The organism is Yunchengibacter salinarum (assembly GCF_037658235.1).
Lineage (GTDB): Bacteria > Pseudomonadota > Alphaproteobacteria > Sphingomonadales > Kordiimonadaceae > Yunchengibacter > Yunchengibacter salinarum.
In genome coordinates this window covers 24,506-44,270 of the sequence record NZ_JBBJLN010000009.1, presented here as the reverse complement: position 1 = coordinate 44,270, position 19,765 = coordinate 24,506, and the positions used below count along the sequence as shown (strand labels likewise).

The window sequence follows — 19,765 nt, the reverse complement described above, 5'->3', positions numbered from 1 at the left end:
CAATACCCCGAACCATCCGGCGATTTAGCCCGCTGGCGCCGGGCTTGTAAAGCGGCGGGCCGGGCAGCACCCCGGCTGAGGGAGTTGTGTCGCCACCTCCATAAGCCCATGATGGACCGGCACAAGCCGGATAGGGAGAAAGCCATGGCCACCACACAGCCGGAGAAATCAGGCCCGCCCGATCCGGGGGGGTCGCGTTTCAGGCGCGTGCTGCTGGTCGCCGGGGGCGTGGCTGTGCTGGCGCTGGCCGGGCTGGTGACAACGCTGTCGCTGGTGGACTGGAACGATTATCGCCGGGATCTGGCCACGCTGGCGTCCAACCGAATCGGCCTGTCGGTGGATCTGGGCGGGGATGTGTCGGTTTCGTTGCTGCCGCGCCCGTCCTTCACCGCCCGGCAGGTGGTGCTGCGCCCGTTGGACGGGGCCAAGGGCGATGTGGTGGCGCGCGCCGACCGAATCGCCCTCAGGCTGGGCGTGGGTGCCCTGTTGCGCGGTGATCTGGCGCTGAAGCGGGTGGTGCTGGACGGGGCCGCGCTGACGCTGGAACAGGGTGATGAGGGGTGGCGCCTGGCGGGGCTTGCCGCCGGGAGCACTGGGTCTCGCGCGGTGACACTGGACCGGCTGAGGCTGCGCGACGGCGCCATCACCCTGCGTCCGCGAAACGGCCCTGAACGGCGGTTGACGGCGGTGGATGCCACGCTGGGCGGCAACCTTCCCGCTGGCCCCGTTACGTGGGAGGCCAGCGCCAGACTGGGCGGATGGGACCTGGCCGCCGATGGCCGCTTCCGTGCCCGCCCGGAAGGGGAGGGCGACAGCCTGGACCTGTCCGTCAGCCTTGCCGGGGCCAGCATGGACCTGAACGGGCGCCTTTTCGATGATGGCATGGATGGGCGGCTGAAGCTGTCGGGGGATGATGCGGTGGCCTTTCTGTCCGCCGTCAAGGCGTTGACAGGCGGTGGCCCCAGCCGGGGCATTGAGACGGCGATACCCTTCCTGGTCGATGCCCAGCTCAGGCGGGACACCCATATGCAGCATGTAACGACCCGCCGGATGCGCCTTGGCGAAACGCGGGGGCAGGCGACTCTGATGGCGGCACCGGGGGGACAGGCGCATCTGGCCGGGTCGGTGGCGCTGGGGGTGGTTCATGCGGACCTGCTGCGCGCGCTGATGGTCGGTCTTGCAGCACCGGACACAGTGGATGCCGCCCCGATGGACGATGGTGGCGCACACGACATGCCGGAATACAGTGCCGCGCTGGATTTGACGCTGGAAGGTTTTGAATGGCGCGGCGGCGTGGTGCAGCATTTGGAATCCGGCCTGTCGATCACGGCGAATCGGTTGCGGCTGGAGCAGATGCAGGGCCTGTTGCCGGGCGGTGCCCGTTTGGCGCTTACCGCCACGCTGACCACCGGCGACGGCCCGGACCTGCGCGGGCAGGTGCATATGGGGCAGGGCAATATCCGCAAGGTGCTGGCCTGGCTTGGCGGGGAGCGGGCGCAGTCCCTGTTGCAGCGGGTGCCGATGGATCGGTTGGCCACCGGGCGCCTGAACGCCGATGTGCATTGGACACCGGGCCGGTGGACGGTGGACGATCTGTCCGGTCGGCTGGATGCGATCCGGTTCAAGGGGGCCATGGCCGGGACGGATAAGGGGCTGTCGTCGCTCAACATGGAAGCGGGGCCGGTGGCGCTGGCGGCCTATGGGTTGGGCCTGTCGCCTGCATCCGGCGACATGGCAAACGGCGCCGCGCCGGAGGGGGCGCCATGGCCGGATCGGCTGGGCCGGGCGCTTGAACTGGTCGCGCCGGAGGATGGTTCGGCTCTCGATTTCGACCTGTTGCTGGATTCGGTGGCATTGGGCGTGACCCGGCTTGACCGGCTGGCCGCACGCGGCACGTTGACCCGTGAGCGGCTGCTGCTGGACAGTCTGGTGCTGGGCCCGGATGGGGCCGGTGCTTCTCTTGCCGGATCGGTGCATCTGGCACGGGATGACCGGCGGCTTGATCTCAGGGCGACGCTCGCTCAGGCGCCGGACAGCCTGTCCGATGTGTTGGCGGCCTTTGCCGCGCCGTCGATCCGCCCTGCCGTGGCGGAAGGGCCGGAAGCGCTGGGACTGGCCCCGCTTACCGGCTCGGTGCGCCTGACCGGGCCGCTGGACCGGGCACGCCTGGCGCTGGACCTGTCGGGACAGGGCAGGCGGCACCTGCGGGCCGATGGGATGGTGCCCCTGTTGCCCGACGGCCCGCTCGATCTGCAACTGGATGTGTCCAACCCCGATCTGGCGCCCGCCCTGCGGCTGGCTGGCTGGCCGGTGGCGGCCAGGGTGCCCGCCGACATGACCATGGATATTGCGGGCGGCGCGGAAGAACCGCTTTCGCTGCGGATGAGTGGCGGCCTGATCGGGGGGCGGATACGTGTCACCGCCCGGCGGGCTCCGGGGCCGCAGGGGGCGTCGCCCGGTTGGCAGTTGGAGGGGGGCTTTGACCATGACAGCCCCGCAACGCTGGCCGATGCGTTCTACAGCCCGGTGTCTTTCGCGGATATGTCCCTGCCGGATGCGGCGGGCAGCCTGTCCCTGTCGGGCTGGATGCAAGGGCCCCGGCATTGGGACGCCACCCGGCTGGACCTGGCCGTGGGGGAGGCGCGCCTGACCGGAAAGCTGTCCCTGATGTCGAACAACATACTGGATGGGGCGCTGACCATACGCGGGCTTGATATCGGGACCAAGCTTTTGAAGGCGCGTGAAAACGGGGCCGTGTCGGGCGCCTCTGCATCGGGGCCGCGTCTCCCCGCCGCGCTTGACGGCATTACGGGATCGGTCAGCCTTGCGGTATCCGACAGCCATATGCTGGGTCAGCCCCTGCTCGCGCCGTCGGCGGGCCTGACCCTTGCGGCGGAAGATGTGACCGTTACCGCCGGGCCGGATGCCCGCCTTGGGGATGGTGCACTGGCGCTGGATGCGCGGCTGAACTGGGCGGATGATGACCGCAAGGGCGGCGCCAGCGTGCGGTTGGATGCGGCGGCGCTCGATATGGGGGCGGCACTGGCCGATCTGGGGGCCGGGCGCGTGCTTTCCGGCGCGGCGCGGGTGTCGCTGGACCTGGCCGCCTCTCCTGTGCTGGTATCGGCCCTGAACGGTACGGTCGATCTGAATGGCAGCAATATGCGGCTCGGTTTTCTGGATGCGCCGGGCATGAGCGCGCTGATCCGCACGGCGGACAGTGGCAGCGGCTTTCTGGACCGGATGGGGGGATTTCTGCGGGATGGGGAAACCGCCGCGCGGGATGTGACAGTCAGCCTGGCCCTGCAAGACGGGACGGCGCGGATTCAGACGGCGGAGGCCGCGGGGCCGTGGGGTCGGCTGGGGTTGACCGGATCGATCGCGCTGAGTGATGCGCAGATGACCGTGGATGGCACGCTTGCGCTCAGCCAGCCGCCCGACACCCCGGCCATCCCGCTGGCGTTCCGGGGGGCGATCGATCAGCCCCGCCTGCGCGTGGAAAGCCGCGCGCTGGAACGCTTCGCCCTGTCGGAGATTCGCAGCCGATTGGGCGCCGCTTTGCAGGACCGGATGTCCGGCGATACGGGCAATCCGGGCGCCGCCGTGATGGGCGCGGCCCTGTCCCTGTTGGACCAACTGGGCCGCAAGCGCGCTACTGAGGCGCCGGAAGATGCGGCGCAGGATGAATCAGGGGGCGATGCGGATGGCGGCGGTTAAAGGGGGCCGCCATCGGTGCGGGGGTGGCCCGCTTCATCGCTCAATCTTGTGAGCACATAGGCCCTGAGCGCGCGGGAAAGGGGCACCGTGCGCGCTTCGTCTATGCGCCGCACCAGTTCCGCCACGGCCAGCCCGTCGGCACCAGCCAGCCGCTTCAGGTGCTGCCACAGGCCGCGTTCCATCGAAACGGATGTGCGGTGGCCGGACAGGGTTACGGAATGGCGCTCCAGCCGGGCGTTTTCCGGGGGGTAATAGCTGTTTTCCCCGGCTGTGCCAGTGCTGGCGGCGCTCTCTTTGCCAGTGCTGGCGGCGCCGGGCACCGATGCCTTTTCGCCCTTAAAGGGCCTGGAAGAAGTCATTGCCCTTGTCATCCACAACGATGAAAGCGGGGAAGTTTTCCACCTCGATCTTCCATACCGCTTCCATGCCCAGATCGTCAAAGTCCAGCACCGCCACCTTACGGATATTGTCCTGCGCAAGCGCCGCCGCCGGGCCGCCGATGGAGCCCAGATAAAAGCCGCCATTGTCCTGGCACGCCCTGGTTACCGCTTTGGAGCGGTTGCCCTTGGCCAGCATGACCATGCTGCCGCCCAGCTTCTGGAACTCGTCCACATAGGGGTCCATCCGTGCGGCGGTGGTGGGGCCGAAAGAGCCGGAGGCATAGCCTTCCGGCGTTTTGGCCGGCCCCGCATAATAGATGATGTGATCCTTGAAATAGGATGGCATTTCCGCGCCGTCCTCGACCATCTGTTTGATTCGGCTGTGCGCCAAATCCCGCGCCACCACGATGGTGCCGGTCAGGCTGAGCCGGGTCTTGATCGGGTGCCTCGTGAGTTCGGCGCGGATGGCGTCCATGGGCTGGTTCAGGTCGATGTGCACCACGTCCGCCTCAAGGTCCGCTTCCGTTACCGGCGGCATGTATTTGCCCGGATCGGTTTCCAGTTGTTCCAGAAAGATGCCCTCTGGCGTGATCTTGCCCTTGGCCTGCCGATCCGCCGAGCAGCTCACCCCGATGCCGATGGGCAGGCTGGCGCCGTGGCGGGGCAGGCGGATCACGCGCACGTCATGGCAGAAATACTTGCCGCCGAACTGGGCGCCGATGCCGAGCCCGCGGGTCATCTCATGGATGCGCGTCTCCCAGTCCCGGTCCCGAAAGGCGCGCCCGCCTTCATTGCCGGTATCGGGCAGGCTGTCCAGATCGCGGGCGGATGCCTTTTTCACGGTGGCCAGATTCTGTTCCGCCGACAGGCCGCCGATCACCACGGCCAGGTGATAGGGCGGGCAGGCCGCCGTGCCCAGCGTTTTGATCTTTTCTTCCAGCAGCGCCATCAGCTTGTCTTCGCGCAGCTTTGCGGGCGTTTCCTGATACAGGAAGGTCTTGTTGGCGCTGCCGCCGCCCTTGGCCAGAAACAGGAAATGATATTCATTGCCCTTTCCGGCATAAATATCGATCTGGGCGGGGGTGTTGGTTTTGGTGTTCTTTTCGCGGATCATGTCCAGCGGCGCCATCTGGCTGTAGCGCAGATTGGTTTCCGTATAGGTGCGCATCACGCCGCGGCTCAGCGGTTCGCCGTCGTCGCCGTCCGTCCACACATATTGGCCTTTTTTGCCCGCAATGATGGCCGTGCCCGTATCCTGACAGCTTGGCAGAACCCGCGCGGCGGCGATATTGGCGTTTTTCAACAGCTCCTGCGCCACGAAGCGGTCGTTTTCGCTCGCCTCCTCATCGGCCAGAATGTCAGCCAGTTGTTGCAGATGGCCGGGTCGCAGCAGGTGCGAGATGTCGTGCATGGCTTCCCGTGCCAGCAGTTCCAGCCCCGCATCCGCCACTTTCAGGATGGTGCGCCCGTCCACCTCCAGCGTTTCCACATGGTTGCCAGTCAGTTTGCGATAAGGGGTGGCATCGTCGCCAAGCTCGAAAAGCGGCTGATAGGTCCAGTCGGTCATGGGGCATCCGATTTTGTCAAAGGGGGCACCGGGAACGCCGGCGGTTCCAGCGAACTGCCGGAAGATTCAGGGCGTCAGGTTTTCTTGCGGAAGGCATCCAGTGTGACCACATTGTCCCCGCCGCGCGCGTCGCCATCGGCATTATTGTCGCCGTCTTCGGTTTTCATGTCGTCGCGGCTGGCGGCGGTACGGGGCAGGTCGCTGAGATCGCTGACGGTGGCTTCAAGGCTCGCCATGTCACGCCCGGAACGGGTGTCCCCCGCTTCGTCGCTCTGGCTGGTGGCGCCGTCTGTGGCGTCGTCGTGCTCGGCGCCGGTTTCCGCGTGGAAATTAAGGGCGAACTGTACGCTGGGGTCCACGAAGCCGGTCAGGGCATGAAAGGGAATGATCAGATGTTCCGGCTTCTGGTTGAAGCTCAGCCCCACTTCGAAATGGTCATCCTCCACCGTCAGATCCCAGAACTTGTGCTGGATCACGATGGTCATTTCCTCCGGGAAGCGGCTGACCAGATGGGCGGGGATGCTCACCCCCTCCGCCTGGGTTCTGAAGGCAATGAAAAAGTGATGGTCCCCCGGAAGGCCGTGTTCCACGGTATCCCTGAGCACGGATCGCACCACGGTTTTCAGCGCCGCTTCCACCTTGGCGTCATAGTCTATGCTGCTTTCGCTCGGCGTATCGGTCATCAGCTTGCAGCCTTTCATCACGACAAAAAGAGCCGCGCGCGCTGGCCTGCCGGGGCCTGGCACGCCGGAATTCGCGCCCGTTATACTGATTAGCCCGCAGCGAGTGAAGGCAAAAGTGAATGGATGTGGCAACCGCGGGCCTGTCGCGCCGTTTTGCGTGGCCCAAGGGCGCCGCCGCGCCGGCTCGGTGCTGGCCGAAAAAGAGAAGTGGCCCGTTCTGTTGCTAGGTGGGCCAGCCCCCACCCGCCGTTGTCACACGACGGGGATTTAAATGCTAGCTTACCTCACCGCTTAGGCGGCTACGGCAAACTCGACGTCGTTGTCGTTGGCATTTGTCAAAACGGCCCGATAACGGCGGTACCATGCCGGGCGAAAAGTCACATATTTCCAAGCGCGTCGATCCTGGTTCGCCCCCATCATCAGGGCTGTCCGGCCCGGTATCCGCCATATGGTGGTACCCCTGTCGTGCCGATCAGCCCTCATGGTGGAGGCGCCGGGTACTGCCCCCGGGTCCGCTGAATGTACTCAATGCACCGTTTATCGCCATAGTCGGTTGCCCGACATCCCCAATATAAGGGCAAAACGCCCACACTTAAAGGGCGGGATTACAGAAAAACCGGCCAGCGCCGATCGGGTTCCGCGCGGTGCGCCGCACGGGCAGGCTTGCAACTGCGGGGCCGTGTGCCTAAAGCTGATGCTGAAGCGAGACAAGGCGGGGACGGCATGGACGCGTATCTGGCGCTGTTGAGGCATATTCGGGACACCGGCATCCATCGGGATGATCGCACCGGCGTGGGCACTTATGGCGTGTTCGGCCATCAGATGCGCTTCGATCTGGGTGCCGGCTTTCCGCTGTTGACCACCAAGAAGCTGTATATCCGCGGTATCATCCATGAGCTTCTGTGGTTCCTGGCCGGGGATACCAATGTGCGCTATCTGCAGGATAACAAGGTGCACATCTGGGATGCCTGGGCGGACGAGTCGGGGGAACTGGGGCCGGTTTACGGCAAGCAGTGGCGAAGCTGGGCGGCGCCGGACGGGCGCGTGATCGATCAGATCAGCGATGTGGTGCACGCCATTCGCACCAATCCCAACAGCCGCCGCCTGGTGGTGAGCGCCTGGAACCCGGCGGATGTGGACGGCATGGCTCTGCCGCCCTGTCATTGCCTGTTCCAGTTTCACGTGGCGCAGGGGCGCTTGTCCTGTCAGCTATATCAGCGCAGCGCCGATGTGTTTCTGGGGGTGCCTTTCAATATCGCCTCCTATGCGCTGCTTACCCACATGGTGGCCCATGTGTGCGGGCTGGAAGCCGGGGATTTCATCCATACGCTGGGTGATGCCCACCTCTACAGCAATCATCTGGAGCAGGCGGACCTGCAATTGTCCCGCACGCCGCGGCCATTGCCCCGGTTGCATCTGAATTCTGATGTTAAGGATTTGTTTCGCTTTACCGTGGAGGATATCGCGGTCCACGGTTATGACCCCCACCCGGCGATCAAGGCGCCCGTGGCGGTATGATGTGGTCTCGCCGGTTCTGTGGGGGCGGCATGGCGCCTGAAAGCAGGGCAGATCCGGGCGCTGAAGGAATGGTATGAGCGTCGGCGTGAAAGACAAGCGACAGTTCGTTTCCATCGGCCTCGTGCTGCTGGTGGGGCTCGTGCTGTCCTGGTCCGCCACGCGGGATGCGATTCGCTCTGCCGAAAAGGAGGCCCGTACCAAATTCGATTTCACCGCCGAGCTGATGGTGGAGCGGGTGCGCCAGGAATTGCTCCGGGAACGGGATCTGGCGCATAATCTGCACGCCTTTTCCAAGGCCACCAGTAATACGGCACCCGGCCCCCTGCGCGCCTATCTGGATGAAGAGACCCAGTTTTATCGCCATCGCCGCATGGTTGGCATGGCCGTGGCCGTGCCGCCGGATGATGCCCGCAATATTCTGGACCGGATCAGGGCACAGGGCGCGGACGGATTCCAGTTCCGTGACGGGCGCGGTGGCGAAATCGCACCGCAGGCGGTGAACAAGACATTATACCCCCTGGTCGGCGCCTGGTCCCCGGAAGCGGAGCGGGCCGATGCCTGGACCGGCATCGACATGGGCAATCTGCCGGGGTTGCGGGGCCTGCTGTCGAAGTCGCTGTCGGAGCACCGGTCCATCGTGGTGCCGCTATCCACCCCGGCACAGACCATGTTCGCCGCCCGTGGCGGTGTCTGGCTGATCACGCCCTTCAAGGATATATACGGGTTTCCCGGCTTTGCGGTGCAGATCGTGGAACTCAGCCGGATTGTGCGCGGCGGCACGGATGAACCCCGGTTCGAGGGGTTGAATCTGGCGCTCAAGACCGTTTCGCCGGCCACCGGGGGAACGGTGACGCTGACCTATCTGTCCGAGCGCGGCCTGTCGCGTTCCGGCGCCGCGCGGGGGGACAGCGCGTTCCGGCTGGACCAGCGCATGGATGTGGGCCTGCGCGATTGGCAGGCCAGCGTGTGGGCCGCGCCGGGGGTGTTCGTGCCGGACCTGGGCCGCGCCGTGATCGAAGGGATCGTGGTGCTGATGCTGACCGTGCTGGTGATCTACATTTTGTGGACCCAGGCCCAGCGCCAGCAGCGCGTGTCCGCCATTGTGGAACGGCGCACCAGCGCCCTGCGCGAGGCGCACCGGGAAATGGAGGAGCATAACGAGCTGCTGCAAAACCTGAACCGGGACCTGGAGGAAGCGCGTGAGGCCGCCGAGGCCGCCAACGAGGCCAAGTCGGAATTCCTGGCCACGGTGAGCCACGAATTGCGCACCCCGCTCAACACCATTCTCGGCTTTTCCCAGTTCCTGAAGGATGAGCCGCTCGGCCCGCTGGGGGATGAGCGCTATCAGGACTATGCCCGCGACATCCATCATTCCGGGTCTTATCTGCTGCGTCTGATCAATGACATTCTGGACCTGGCCAAGCTGGAAGCGGGCAAGATTTCCATTGAGGCGGGCGCCCTGTCGCCGGAATTCCTGACAGACCGCGTGATCGCGCTGCTTTATCAGCAGGCGGATGCCAAGGGCCTCAGGCTCAGCGCCCATGTGGATGAGGGGATGCCCGATTTCATCAATGGCGACGAGTTGCGGTTACGGCAGATCTTGACCAACCTGGCCTCCAACGCCATCAAGTTCACCGATGAGGGCGAGGTGCGCATCAAGATTTATCCCAAGCGCTTCCTGACCGGCAAGCCGGGCTATGTGATGAAGGTGTCGGATACGGGCATTGGCATTCCAAAGGAAAAGCAGGCGGTGCTGTTCGATCGCTTCACCCAGGTGGAATCCTCTCATTCCCGCAGCCATGGCGGGGTCGGTCTGGGGCTGGCCATCTGCCGCGAACTGGTGGAACGCATGTCCGGCACCATTCATGTGTCGTCCAAGGTGGGCCATGGCACGGAAATGTGGGTGCATCTGCCCTTGCAGGAGGCCAGCGCCACCAGCGATGAAGATGTGGAAAACATGATGATCTGAGCGGGTGCGCCCGTGCCCGCATCCCGGCGGGGTTTTGAGCTGTTGATTTCGTTACCGCGCCTGTGAGTGGGGCATGTGCGCCCAAGGAGACCACCTTCAATGACCGTATCGCTCATCGCCGCCCGCGCCCGCGACAATGTGATCGGCCAGGACGGTGCCATGCCATGGCATCTGCCGCGGGATCTCAGCTTTTTCAAGCAGGCCACCCTTGGCAAGCCGGTGCTGATGGGGCGCCGCACCTATCAGTCTATCGGGCGCCCTTTGCCGAAGCGGGACAATTTCGTCGTCAGCGGCAGGGCGGATTTCCAGCCGGAGGGCGTGCGGGTGTTCCGCACCCTGCCGGAGGGGCTGGCGGCGGCGCGTGCCGCGGGGGCGGAGGTAATGGTGATCGGCGGTGCCACGCTTTATGAGGCGCTGCTACCTTCCGCCGATCGGCTTTATCTGACCGACATCGACCTGTCGGTGCCCGGCGACACTTTCTTCCCGGCCTTCGACGAGGGCGACTGGGCGGAGACGGAGCGCCACCCCCATCCAGCCGAGGGCGACCGGCCCGCCTTCACCATCCGGGTTCTGGACCGCCGGGCCTGACCGTCAGCTATGCTCCGCCAGAGGCAGATGGGCGGCCACGCCGCGCGCAATGGCGTGATAGGCCCGTGCGTGGGGGCTGTCCGGCAGGCTGTCCACCACCGGGGTTCCCTTGTCCGACTGCTCCCGGATCGGCATGGCCAGCGGCACCGCGCCAAGGAAGGGCACCCCGGCGACCCTGGCCGCGTCTTCGGCGCCGCCATGGCCGAAGATGGCCGATTCCGTGCCGCATTCGGGGCAGATGAAGGTGCTCATATTCTCCACCAGGCCCAGAATGGGCACATCCACCTTGTGGAACATGCCCATGCCCTTGCGTGCGTCGATCAGGGCCAGGTCCTGCGGCGTGGACACGATCACCGCCCCGGTGAGCGGCACCTGCTGGACCATGGTGAGCTGCACGTCGCCGGTGCCGGGCGGCATGTCCACCACCAGAACGTCCAGCGGCCCCCAGTCCACATCCTTCAGCAATTGCTGGGTGGCGCCCATTACGCGCGGGCCGCGCCACACCACGGGCTGGTCCACATCCAGCAGAAAGCCGATGGACATGGTCTTGATGCCCGCCTTTTCGATGGGTTGCAGGCGGTTGTCGATGGCTTCCGGTTTCTGGTCGATGCCCATGAGCATGGGCAGGGACGGGCCGAAAATGTCGGCGTCCAGCAGGCCCACTTTCAGCCCCTGATCGCGCAGTGCCAGTGCCAGATTGACCGAGGTGGTGGATTTGCCGACTCCGCCCTTGCCGCTGGCCACGGCGATGATGGATTGCACGCCCGGCAGGGCGCTGGGCTTGGGGGGCGGCGTGTTGCCGGGGCCGCTTTTCGGTGGGGGCGGCGCCGCCTTGTCCTTTTCCCCCGTTTGGCGCAGGGCTGTCATCACCACATTCACGGCGGAAACCCCGTCCAATGCCTTGACCGCGCTTTCCGCCTGTTCGGTCATGGCGGCGCGATCAGCGGGCGGGGTGTCCTTGAAGTCCAGCACCACGCCCACTTCACCCTTGTCGATCACCACGGTTGCCACGCGCCGGCAATCGACGATCGATCCCCGGCCCGACGGGTCTTCAACCGCTTCCAGGGATCGCATCACATCCGCTTTTTCCACCATGATCGAGCCTTTCCTGTATCGCCCCGGCAAACCCGGCCCGGCGACAAAATTCATATGATTCGTTGCAGCGACCCGGTACTACCATATATTCGGGGCAGGAACCGGACCATTGGCGCGCGGGCCACTCTGTGTCACCGTCTGGTCCGTGAGGTGAAGACAATGGGCACCGCAGTCAAGCGGGAAAGCCCCAGGCGCATACGAGGGAGAGCAATTTTATGCCTTGGCAGAACAATGGCGGCGACCGCCCCAATCCGTGGGGCGGTGGCGGCGGCGGTCCCCGTGGCGGTGGCAGCGGCGGGGGCGGTGGTGGCAACCAGCCGCCCGATATCGATGCCTTTCTGAAGAAGATGCAGGATAATCTGCGCCAGGCCATGCCCGGCGGCAAGGGCGGGTTTTCCATCCTGCTGCTTGTGGCGGTGGTGATCTGGCTGTTCAGCGGTTTTTACCGCGTGGATACCAACGAGCAGGGCGTGGTGCTGCGCTTCGGCGAATGGGTGGACAGCACCGGGCCGGGCCTGCACTGGCACCTACCCTATCCGGTTGAAACCGTGGAAACCCCGAAAGTGACCAGTGAAAACCGGGTCGATGTGGGTGGCCAGAGCGGTGGCAAGGAAATCAGCATGGGAAGCCTGAACGAGAGTCTGATGCTGACCGGGGACGAAAACATCGTCCAGATCAAGTTTACCGTGGTGTGGAAGATCGCGGACGCGGGCCGATATCTGTTCAATCTGAACGAGCCCGGCAGCGCCGTGCGCATGGTGGCGCAGTCATCCATGCGCGAAGTGGTGGGCCAGAACAAGATCGAACCGATCCTGACCACTGCCCGTGATCGCATTCAGCAAGAAGTGCATCAGCAGTTGCAGGATGTGCTGAACGAATATGAGGCGGGTATCGAGGTTCTGCGCGTGCAGATCACCGATGCGGACCCGCCGGAAACGGTGATCGATGCCTTCCAGGAAGTGCAGCGGGCCGAGCAGGACCGGCGCCGTGTCATGAACGAGGCGCAGGCCTATGCCAACAAGATCATCCCAGAGGCCGAAGGCCACGCGATCAAGGCGGTGGAAGCCGCCAAGGCCTATCAGGCGGAAGTGACCAACCGCGCGCAGGGGCAGGCGGATCGTTTCGACGATATCCTGACTGAATACAGCAAGGCCAGGAACGTGACCCGCGAACGCCTTTATCTGGAAACCATGGAAAGCGTTCTGGGCGGTACGGAAAAGGTCATTCTGGATGGCAAGGCGGGCGGCGCGGTCCCCTATCTGCCGCTGCCTGAAATCCAACGCAAGACGGGCGGCAGCGCCGGCAAACAAGGAGATCGGCAATGAAAATCCGTTCCATCGTTCTGATCGTCCTGATCGCGCTGGGCGCCATTCTGGCCAGCATGTCCATGTTTACCGTGGATGAGCGCAAGCAGGCCATCGTGGTGCAGTTCGGGGAGCCCAAGCGCACCATCACCGAACCGGGGCTGCACTTCAAAACCCCCTTTGTGGAACAGGTTATCCTGCTGGACCGGCGGCTGCTTTCGTTGGACGTGCCGCCGCAGGAAGTGATCGCGGAAGACCAGCGCCGCATCGTGGTGGACAGTTTCGCCCGGTTCCGCATCGTGGACCCTCTGAAAACCTATCAGGCGGCCCGCACCGAGGCGAAGGCCGCCAGCCTGCTGGAGAACATCATGTTCTCCAACGTGCGGCAGGTGCTTGCGGACGAGACCATGCTCACCATCGTGTCCGGCCAGCGCGCCGCACTGATGGAGCGGATCGGCAAGCTGACCAATGAAAAGGCCGAGACCCTGGGCCTTGAAGTGGCCGATGTGCGGCTGATCCGGGTGGACCTGCCGAAAGCCAACTCGGAGGCCGTGTTCAGCCGGATGCGCGCCGAGCGGGAGCAGGAAGCCGCGCTGGAACGGGCCGAAGGTCAACGGGAAGCATCCCGCATCCGTGCCAATGCGGATCGGCGCCGGTCTGAAATCCTTGCCAAGGCGGACAAGGAATCCGAGCAGATCCGTGGCCGGGCCGAAGCAGTGGCGGCGGGCACCTTCGCCAAGGTGCACGAGAAGGACCCGGAGTTCTTCAAGTTCTACCGCACGCTTCAGGCCTATCGCGCGTCCATGAGCGCGGATGACACCACGCTGGTGCTGTCGCCGGACAGCGAGTTCTTCCGCCTGTTCATGGGCGAGACGGACAAGTGAATCTCTGGCGGGGCTGATGCGTCATGTATCGGCCCCGCCTTTGTCGTTATATCGGGAGCATGGTGTGGACTGGTCGCTATTCCTGAGCGCTCTGGGGCTCGCCCTGTTCATGGAAGGTGTGTTCTACACCCTGTTGGCCGGGCGGCTGAAAGTGCTGGTCGTCGCGTTGCTGCAACAGCCTGTCGCAAGCATACGCCTGGCAGGCTTGACCACCGCCGTGATCGGTGTTGCGATCGTGTGGCTGGCGCGCGGGGGATGATTCGGGAAAAGCGCTTGCGTCGGCCTGACGGGTTGAACCCCGGCCGCACCGGCCCCATCTGGCTATGAGAGCCGCGGCCCGGTGCGGCATGAAAAGTATTTAACAAGGAGCCTGTGGAGTGACTGCATTTACCCGATCCCGCGCCGTGGCGGCGCGCGCCCAACATCCCCATGCCGTGACCCGCTGGTCGCTGGCGCCCATTGCGGCGCTCGCCCTCGTGGCGGCGCTGGTGCTGGGTTCGCAGCCGGCTGCCGCCCGCGGTGCGCCGGAATCCTTCGCCGATCTGGCGGAGGAGCTGTCCCCCGCCGTGGTCAATATTTCCACCGTTCAGGTGATCGAGAACAGCGAGCGCAATTTCAACGTACCGGAGGGTATGCCCTTTGGTGAATTTTTCGAGGAATTCCAGGAGCGTTTCGGCGGTCGCGGCAATGGTGAACCCAGGGAGGCGCGCTCGCTCGGTTCCGGCTTCATCGTGGACAAGAGCGGCTATGTGGTGACCAACAACCATGTGGTGGAAAAAGCCGACGAGATCACCGTGCTGACCATGGGTGGGGAAGAATATTCCGCCGAGATCGTGGGCCGGGATGATCGCACCGATCTGGCGCTGCTGAAAATCAAGGCTGACGGGGATCTGCCGACCGTATCCTTCGGAGACAGTGACGAGGACCGTATCGGCGACTGGATCATGGCCATCGGCAACCCGTTCGGCATTGGCCATTCGGTGACCGCCGGGATCATTTCGGCGCGCAATCGCCCGATCGATGCCGCTGGCTATGTGAACTATATTCAGACCGATGCGGCCATCAATCGCGGCAATAGCGGCGGGCCGATGTTCAATATGGAAGGGGAAGTGATCGGTGTGAACACCGCGATCTTCTCGCCTTCCGGCGGCAATGTGGGCATCGGTTTCGCCATTCCGTCCAATGATGCGCGCTATGTGATCGATCAACTCAAGGAAAACGGCAAGGTGCGCCGGGGCTGGCTTGGTGTCTCCATTCAGGATGTGAACGCGGCGATCGCCCGCTCGCTCGGCCTTGAAGAAGCCAGGGGCGCCATTGTCAGCCGCGTTTTCCCCGACAGCCCCGCAGAAGGGGCCGGTGTGAAAACGGGCGATATCATCCTGCAATGGGACGGCAAGAAGGTGGGCGACAAGGCCAATTCCCTGTCCCGCCTGGTGGCGCGCACGGATATCGGCAAGGACGTGTCGCTGCTGATCCTGCGGGACGGTGACAAGAAGACCCTGACCCTGACCACCGGCGAATATCCCGAAGAGCTGGAAGCCGCCCAGGGCGGCGGCCAGGGCGATTCCGACCAGTTTGCCGGGCCGGACCTGATCGAGGGTATGGAGCTGAAAGCGCTGACCAATGACATGCGCCGTCAGCTTCGCGTGCCGGACGAAGTGGACGGCGTGGCCGTGACCAAGGTGGAGCGGTCCAGCGAAGCTTACGGGGCCGGCGTGCGCCGGGGTGCGGTGATCATGCGGATCAATCAGCGCCCGGTGGAAAACCCGCAGGATGTGCTGTCGGTGATCGGGGACGCGAAGGAGCAGGGCCGGGACACGGTGCTGCTGCTGATCCACTATCGCGGCAATACGGCTCACCTGCCGCTGAAACTGACGGAGGAAGAGGCGGAATAACCGCCGTCTCGCCAGTTTCGCATCAAACGAGAAGCCGGCCCCCATGGGGGTCGGCTTTTTTGCTGTGGGGGGGGGGAAGGAATTGAAACGGCAGGGGCAAGTTCAGGCCCGCTTCCCCTTGGCCGGCGTGTGGGGCTCAGTGTTCTGGGCTCAGTGTTCTGGGCTCAGTGTTCTGGGCTCAGCCCTTGCAGATAGAGCAGGGCGGTCAGGTCGCCATGGTCGATGACCACATTCGCCGCTTCCTTGGCTCGTGGCTTTGCGTGAAAGGCCACGCCCATGTCCGCCGCTTCAAGCATGGCGGCGTCATTGGCGCCGTCGCCCACGGCCATCACAAGCTCGCCGGGTGCCAGATGGTCACCCTTCAGCGTCCGCAGAGTCTCCAGCTTGGTTTCGGCGCCGCAGATCGGCGGGATCACGCGCCCGGTCAGCTTGCCGTTCTGAATGTCCAGCCGGTTGGCGCGGGTAATGTGAAAGCCCAGATCCGCCGCCACCCGATCCGTGAATGCGGTGAAGCCACCGGAAACCAGGGCGGTCAGCACGCCTTCCTGCACCATCCGGTCCATCATGGGGCGGGCGCCGCTGGTGAGGCGCACCCGTTCTTTCAGGCAACGATCGATCACGGTGGCATCCATGCCTGCCAGCAGGGCCACCCGCTCGGTCAGCGCGCCTTCGAAATCCAGTTCGCCGCGCATGGCGGCTTCAGTGACCCGCGCCACCGCATCCTTGATTCCGGCAAAGTCGGCCAGTTCGTCGATGCATTCCACGGTGATCATGGTGCTGTCCATATCCGCCAACAGAAGCCGGGCGCGGCGCGCATCCTGGCGCTGCACGGCATGGTCCACGGGCAGCGCGGCCAGCGCCACACCCAGCGCCACGGACAGCTCTTCCGGGTCGCCGCCGGTAAAGGGCAGATCCAGCGCGCCATCGTCGGCCAGAAAGACACGTTCGCCCACCTGCGCCCCGGCGGCGGCAATGATCCGCTCCGCCTCCAGACCGGCTTTCAACAGGCTCGCCCGGTCACCGGGCTTGACGATCAGCGTCACCACTCTATCCACTGGCTATCCCCTTGGAACAAAAACAGGCAAAGGACGTCCCTCATGCGCGCCCTTCTTATTGCAGGCCCGACCGCCAGCGGCAAGTCGGCGCTGGCGCTGGCGCTGGCGGAGACGGTGCCCGCCACCATCATCAATGCGGACAGTATGCAGGTGTACCGCGACCTGCGTCTGCTGACCGCCCGGCCCGACGCGGCGGAGGAGGCCCGCGCCCCGCATCGACTGTTCGGGGAGTGGGACGGCGCGCGGGCCTGTTCCGTGGCGGAATGGGCGGCGGCGGCGGAAGCCGCCATGGCCGAGTCGGTGGCCGCCGGGCGTCTGCCGGTTCTGGTGGGCGGCACGGGGCTTTATTTTACCGCATTGCTGGATGGCCTCGCGCCGGTTCCCGATATTCCCGACCCTGTGCGCGCCGATGTGCGGGCCGAGATGGCGGAACGGGGGCCGGAGGCACTGCACGTCGATCTCAAAAGGCTGGACCCGGCGCTGGCCGCCCGACTCGCCCCCGGTGACAGCCAGCGCATTGCGCGCGGGCTGGAAGTGGTGCGCGCCACGGGGCGCTGCCTGAGCGACTGGCAGCGGGAAACCGTGCCCGGCCCGCTGGCGGCGGCGGATCAGGCGGGCAGGGTGGGAAAATATGTGATCACCTGGCCGCGCGATCAGCTATATGCACGCATAGAGCAGCGATTCGATGCCATGATGGCGTCTGGCGTGCTGGATGAAGTGGCCGCGCTTCGGGCGCGCGGGCTGGACCCGAATCTGCCGGTGATGCGCTCGCTCGGCGTGCCACCCCTGTTGCGCTTGCTGGAAGGGACGCTGGATGAAGATGATGCGGTGCGCCTTGCCAAGCAGCAGACCCGCCAGTTCGCAAAGCGGCAGCTTACCTGGCTGAGAAACCGCTTCGGTCACTGGGGCAGACTGGATGCGCAAGAAACACAAAGCAATTTGGGAAAAATTGTTTCTGAAATAATGCAAAAAACGGTTGACTAGGAAATAATTGAAAAGCTATGGATTGCACATCCACGTTGCCAACGCCCACGACGACGTGGATGACAGGTGGACTTTGCAGATCGGGCCACTATTGCCCATTCCTTGAGCGGGCGCGCTTCCGGCTTGTCGGTTGCGCGCCCCTTTGTTCACCGGTTACCGGCTTTCTCGCCCCACCGGGGTGCGCCGGGCGCCGTCCTGGTGTCGCCGGGCCCCCTTGGCGACAAGGGGGAAACGGCGCCGGTGTGGGCATGTTTTTTTTGCGGTAATGACAGAGGACGCCATGACTGTTCAGCAACCCGATGTTATCCGACCGGCCGATCACTCGGCTGGCGCGGGAGAGAGTGAGGAAAACCTCTCCGGCGCGCAGATGGTGCTGCGGGTCCTGAAGGAAATGGGTGTGGACACCATTTTCGGCTATCCGGGCGGCGCCGTTCTGCCCATCTATGACGCGCTGTTCCACGATGCGGGGATTGAGCATGTGCTGGTGCGCCACGAACAGGCGGCGGCCCATGCGGCGGAAGGCTATGCCCGCGCCACCGGCAAGCCGGGCGTGCTGCTGGTCACATCCGGGCCGGGCGCGACCAATGCGGTGACCGGGCTGACCGATGCCATGCTGGATTCCATACCGCTGGTCTGCCTGACCGGGCAGGTGGCGCGCCATCTGATCGGCAATGATGCCTTTCAGGAAGCGGACACGGTGGGTATCACGCGGCCCTGCACCAAGCACAATTATCTGATCAAGGACACGGCGGACGTGCCCCGCGTGCTGCGGGAAGCTTTTTACGTGGCCACCAATGGCCGCCCCGGCCCTGTGGTGGTGGACCTGCCCAAGGATGTGCAGATCGAAAAGGCGCCGTTCCGGGAAGACGGCATGGTGGAGCATCGCACCTATCGCCCGAAGACCCATGGTGACGAAGATGCCATTCTGGAAGCGGTTCGGCTGCTGGCGAACGCGAAACGCCCGATCATCTATTCGGGCGGCGGTGTCATCAATGCCGGGCCGCGGGCGACGGACCTGTTGATCGCCTTTGCCCGCATGACCGGTTTTCCGGTCACATCCACGCTGATGGGGCTGGGCGCCTATCCCGCCGGTGATTCGCAGTTTCTGGGTATGCTTGGAATGCACGGCACCTGGGAAGCGAATCACGCCATGCATGACTGCGACGTGATGCTCGCCGTGGGGGCCCGGTTCGATGACCGCGTGACCGGGCGGGTGGATGCCTTCTCGCCGGGGTCCAGGAAAATCCAGATCGATATTGATCTGTCGTCGATCAACAAGAATGTGGCGGTTGACCTGCCCATTGTGGGGGATGCCGCCAATGTGCTGGGCCGCATGATCGCCCACTGGAAGGCGGAAACCGAAGGCCGGGAAACGCCGGACCTGGGCCCCTGGTGGTCGCAGATCGGCACCTGGCGGGATCGGCGCTGCCTGGCTTATACGGACAGTGACACGGTGATCATGCCGCAAAAGGCGCTGGAACGGCTGGATGCGCTGACCACGGATCGGGACCCGATCATCGCCACCGAAGTGGGTCAGCATCAGATGTGGGCGGCCCAGTTCATCGGCTTCAAGAAGCCGAACCGCTGGCTCACATCCGGCGGACTCGGCACCATGGGCTATGGCCTGCCCGCCGCCATCGGGGCGCAGATGGCCTTCCCCGACCGGCTGGTGATCGATGTGGCGGGTGAAGCGTCCATCCAGATGAACATTCAGGAGCTGGCCACGGCGCGGCAGTACAATCTGCCGGTCAAGGTGTTCATCGTGAACAATGAATATATGGGCATGGTGCGTCAGTGGCAGGATTTGACCTATGATGGCCGCCGCAGCCAGAGCTATTCCGAAGCGCTGCCGGATTTCGTGGCGCTGGCGGAAGCGTTCGGCATCAAGGGAATGCGGGTGGAAGACCCGGCGGACCTGGATGCGGCCATACAGGCCATGATCGACCATGACGGCCCGGTGGTGATGGATTGTCGCGTGGCCAAGCTGGAAAACTGCTTCCCCATGGTTCCGGCTGGTGCGGCGCACAATGAAATGCTACTGGCCGGTGACGCGGTGGCCCAGCCCGATGATGACGAGGCCTTGTCCGTTGTTTGATCGCACTCCCCGCAAGGCCGAAACCCGTGCG

15 protein-coding genes and 1 other RNA gene are annotated in these 19,765 nt (G+C 64.6%); 10 read left to right on the top strand and 6 right to left on the bottom strand.

The window, feature by feature from the left end:
• The first annotated feature begins 144 nt into the window (after positions 1–144).
• Positions 145–3,717 (top strand): AsmA family protein, encoded by a 3,573-nt coding sequence (locus tag WGH93_RS10750; protein WP_374764890.1) that lies wholly within the window; start codon positions 145–147, stop codon positions 3,715–3,717.
• Here the strand turns inward: WGH93_RS10750 and WGH93_RS10745 are convergent.
• The 4 genes from WGH93_RS10745 to ssrA all read right to left on the bottom strand — a co-directional run bounded on the left by WGH93_RS10745 (position 3,714) and on the right by ssrA (position 6,948).
• Positions 3,714–4,076, bottom strand: coding sequence for a ribbon-helix-helix domain-containing protein (locus WGH93_RS10745; RefSeq protein WP_374764889.1), 363 nt, complete (start codon positions 4,074–4,076; stop codon positions 3,714–3,716). The genes WGH93_RS10750 and WGH93_RS10745 overlap by 4 nt on opposite strands.
• Positions 4,054–5,664, bottom strand: a complete 1,611-nt coding sequence (locus WGH93_RS10740) for a fumarate hydratase (protein WP_374764888.1) — start codon at positions 5,662–5,664, stop codon at positions 4,054–4,056. The genes WGH93_RS10745 and WGH93_RS10740 overlap by 23 nt, the downstream gene beginning before the upstream one ends.
• 74 nt (positions 5,665–5,738) lie before the next feature.
• Entirely contained in the window at positions 5,739–6,347 is a 609-nt protein-coding gene (locus WGH93_RS10735; protein ID WP_374764887.1) for an SspB family protein, read from the bottom strand.
• Positions 6,348–6,553: 206 nt separating this feature from the next.
• Positions 6,554–6,948, bottom strand: a transfer-messenger RNA (tmRNA) gene (gene ssrA, locus WGH93_RS10730).
• A 122-nt stretch (positions 6,949–7,070) separates the two neighbouring features.
• Here ssrA and WGH93_RS10725 point away from each other — a divergent pair.
• The 3 genes from WGH93_RS10725 (at position 7,071) to WGH93_RS10715 (ending at position 10,422) form a co-directional block, all read left to right on the top strand.
• Positions 7,071–7,865 (top strand): thymidylate synthase, encoded by a 795-nt coding sequence (locus WGH93_RS10725; RefSeq protein ID WP_374764886.1) that lies wholly within the window; start codon positions 7,071–7,073, stop codon positions 7,863–7,865.
• 73 nt (positions 7,866–7,938) lie between these two features.
• Positions 7,939–9,834: a sensor histidine kinase gene (locus tag WGH93_RS10720; RefSeq protein ID WP_374764885.1), complete on the top strand. Its 1,896-nt coding sequence runs from the start codon at positions 7,939–7,941 to the stop codon at positions 9,832–9,834.
• Positions 9,835–9,933: 99 nt separating this feature from the next.
• The gene (locus tag WGH93_RS10715; RefSeq protein ID WP_374764884.1) at positions 9,934–10,422 is read left to right on the top strand and encodes a dihydrofolate reductase; all 489 of its coding nucleotides are present in this window, start codon (positions 9,934–9,936) and stop codon (positions 10,420–10,422) included.
• Between the two features lie 3 nt (positions 10,423–10,425).
• Here WGH93_RS10715 and WGH93_RS10710 read toward each other — a convergent pair whose 3' ends face one another.
• The gene (locus WGH93_RS10710) at positions 10,426–11,517 is read right to left on the bottom strand and encodes an Mrp/NBP35 family ATP-binding protein (RefSeq protein WP_374764883.1); all 1,092 of its coding nucleotides are present in this window, start codon (positions 11,515–11,517) and stop codon (positions 10,426–10,428) included.
• Positions 11,518–11,732: 215 nt separating this feature from the next.
• Between WGH93_RS10710 and hflK the strand changes: the two genes are divergently transcribed.
• The 4 genes from hflK to WGH93_RS10690 all read left to right on the top strand — a co-directional run bounded on the left by hflK (position 11,733) and on the right by WGH93_RS10690 (position 15,600).
• Positions 11,733–12,842 (top strand): FtsH protease activity modulator HflK, encoded by a 1,110-nt coding sequence (gene hflK, locus WGH93_RS10705; protein WP_374764882.1) that lies wholly within the window; start codon positions 11,733–11,735, stop codon positions 12,840–12,842.
• Complete coding sequence (hflC, locus tag WGH93_RS10700; RefSeq protein WP_374764881.1) at positions 12,839–13,705, top strand: protease modulator HflC; 867 nt, start codon at positions 12,839–12,841, stop codon at positions 13,703–13,705. Before hflK ends, hflC begins: the two co-directional genes overlap by 4 nt.
• Before the next feature lie 64 nt (positions 13,706–13,769).
• A complete protein-coding gene (locus WGH93_RS10695; RefSeq protein WP_374764880.1) occupies positions 13,770–13,964 on the top strand; it encodes a DUF2065 domain-containing protein in 195 nt (64 codons plus the stop codon).
• Positions 13,965–14,082: 118 nt separating this feature from the next.
• The gene (locus WGH93_RS10690) at positions 14,083–15,600 is read left to right on the top strand and encodes a DegQ family serine endoprotease (RefSeq protein WP_374764879.1); all 1,518 of its coding nucleotides are present in this window, start codon (positions 14,083–14,085) and stop codon (positions 15,598–15,600) included.
• A 164-nt stretch (positions 15,601–15,764) separates the two neighbouring features.
• On the opposite strand, the gene serB is transcribed toward WGH93_RS10690, so the two are convergent.
• Positions 15,765–16,655: a phosphoserine phosphatase SerB gene (serB, locus tag WGH93_RS10685; protein ID WP_374764878.1), complete on the bottom strand. Its 891-nt coding sequence runs from the start codon at positions 16,653–16,655 to the stop codon at positions 15,765–15,767.
• Between the two features lie 42 nt (positions 16,656–16,697).
• Between serB and miaA the strand changes: the two genes are divergently transcribed.
• Complete coding sequence (gene miaA / locus WGH93_RS10680; protein WP_374764877.1) at positions 16,698–17,639, top strand: tRNA (adenosine(37)-N6)-dimethylallyltransferase MiaA; 942 nt, start codon at positions 16,698–16,700, stop codon at positions 17,637–17,639.
• Positions 17,640–17,919: 280 nt separating this feature from the next.
• Positions 17,920–19,734, top strand: a complete 1,815-nt coding sequence (locus tag WGH93_RS10675) for an acetolactate synthase 3 large subunit (protein ID WP_374764876.1) — start codon at positions 17,920–17,922, stop codon at positions 19,732–19,734.
• Positions 19,735–19,765: the final 31 nt, after the last annotated feature.

What these genes read in the sequence shown, in the direction of transcription:
- WGH93_RS10675 (WP_374764876.1), top strand. Translation starts at nt 17,920, where the DNA reads ATGACTGTTCAGCAACCCGATGTTATCCGACCGGCCGATCACTCGGCT.
- hflK (WP_374764882.1), top strand. Translation starts at nt 11,733, where the DNA reads ATGCCTTGGCAGAACAATGGCGGCGACCGCCCCAATCCGTGGGGCGGT.
- WGH93_RS10725 (WP_374764886.1), top strand. Translation starts at nt 7,071, where the DNA reads ATGGACGCGTATCTGGCGCTGTTGAGGCATATTCGGGACACCGGCATC.
- WGH93_RS10745 (WP_374764889.1), bottom strand. Translation starts at nt 4,076, where the DNA reads ATGACTTCTTCCAGGCCCTTTAAGGGCGAAAAGGCATCGGTGCCCGGC.
- WGH93_RS10750 (WP_374764890.1), top strand. Translation starts at nt 145, where the DNA reads ATGGCCACCACACAGCCGGAGAAATCAGGCCCGCCCGATCCGGGGGGG.
- hflC (WP_374764881.1), top strand. Translation starts at nt 12,839, where the DNA reads ATGAAAATCCGTTCCATCGTTCTGATCGTCCTGATCGCGCTGGGCGCC.
- WGH93_RS10710 (WP_374764883.1), bottom strand. Translation starts at nt 11,517, where the DNA reads ATGGTGGAAAAAGCGGATGTGATGCGATCCCTGGAAGCGGTTGAAGAC.
- WGH93_RS10735 (WP_374764887.1), bottom strand. Translation starts at nt 6,347, where the DNA reads ATGACCGATACGCCGAGCGAAAGCAGCATAGACTATGACGCCAAGGTG.
- WGH93_RS10715 (WP_374764884.1), top strand. Translation starts at nt 9,934, where the DNA reads ATGACCGTATCGCTCATCGCCGCCCGCGCCCGCGACAATGTGATCGGC.
- WGH93_RS10740 (WP_374764888.1), bottom strand. Translation starts at nt 5,664, where the DNA reads ATGACCGACTGGACCTATCAGCCGCTTTTCGAGCTTGGCGACGATGCC.
- miaA (WP_374764877.1), top strand. Translation starts at nt 16,698, where the DNA reads ATGCGCGCCCTTCTTATTGCAGGCCCGACCGCCAGCGGCAAGTCGGCG.
- WGH93_RS10720 (WP_374764885.1), top strand. Translation starts at nt 7,939, where the DNA reads ATGAGCGTCGGCGTGAAAGACAAGCGACAGTTCGTTTCCATCGGCCTC.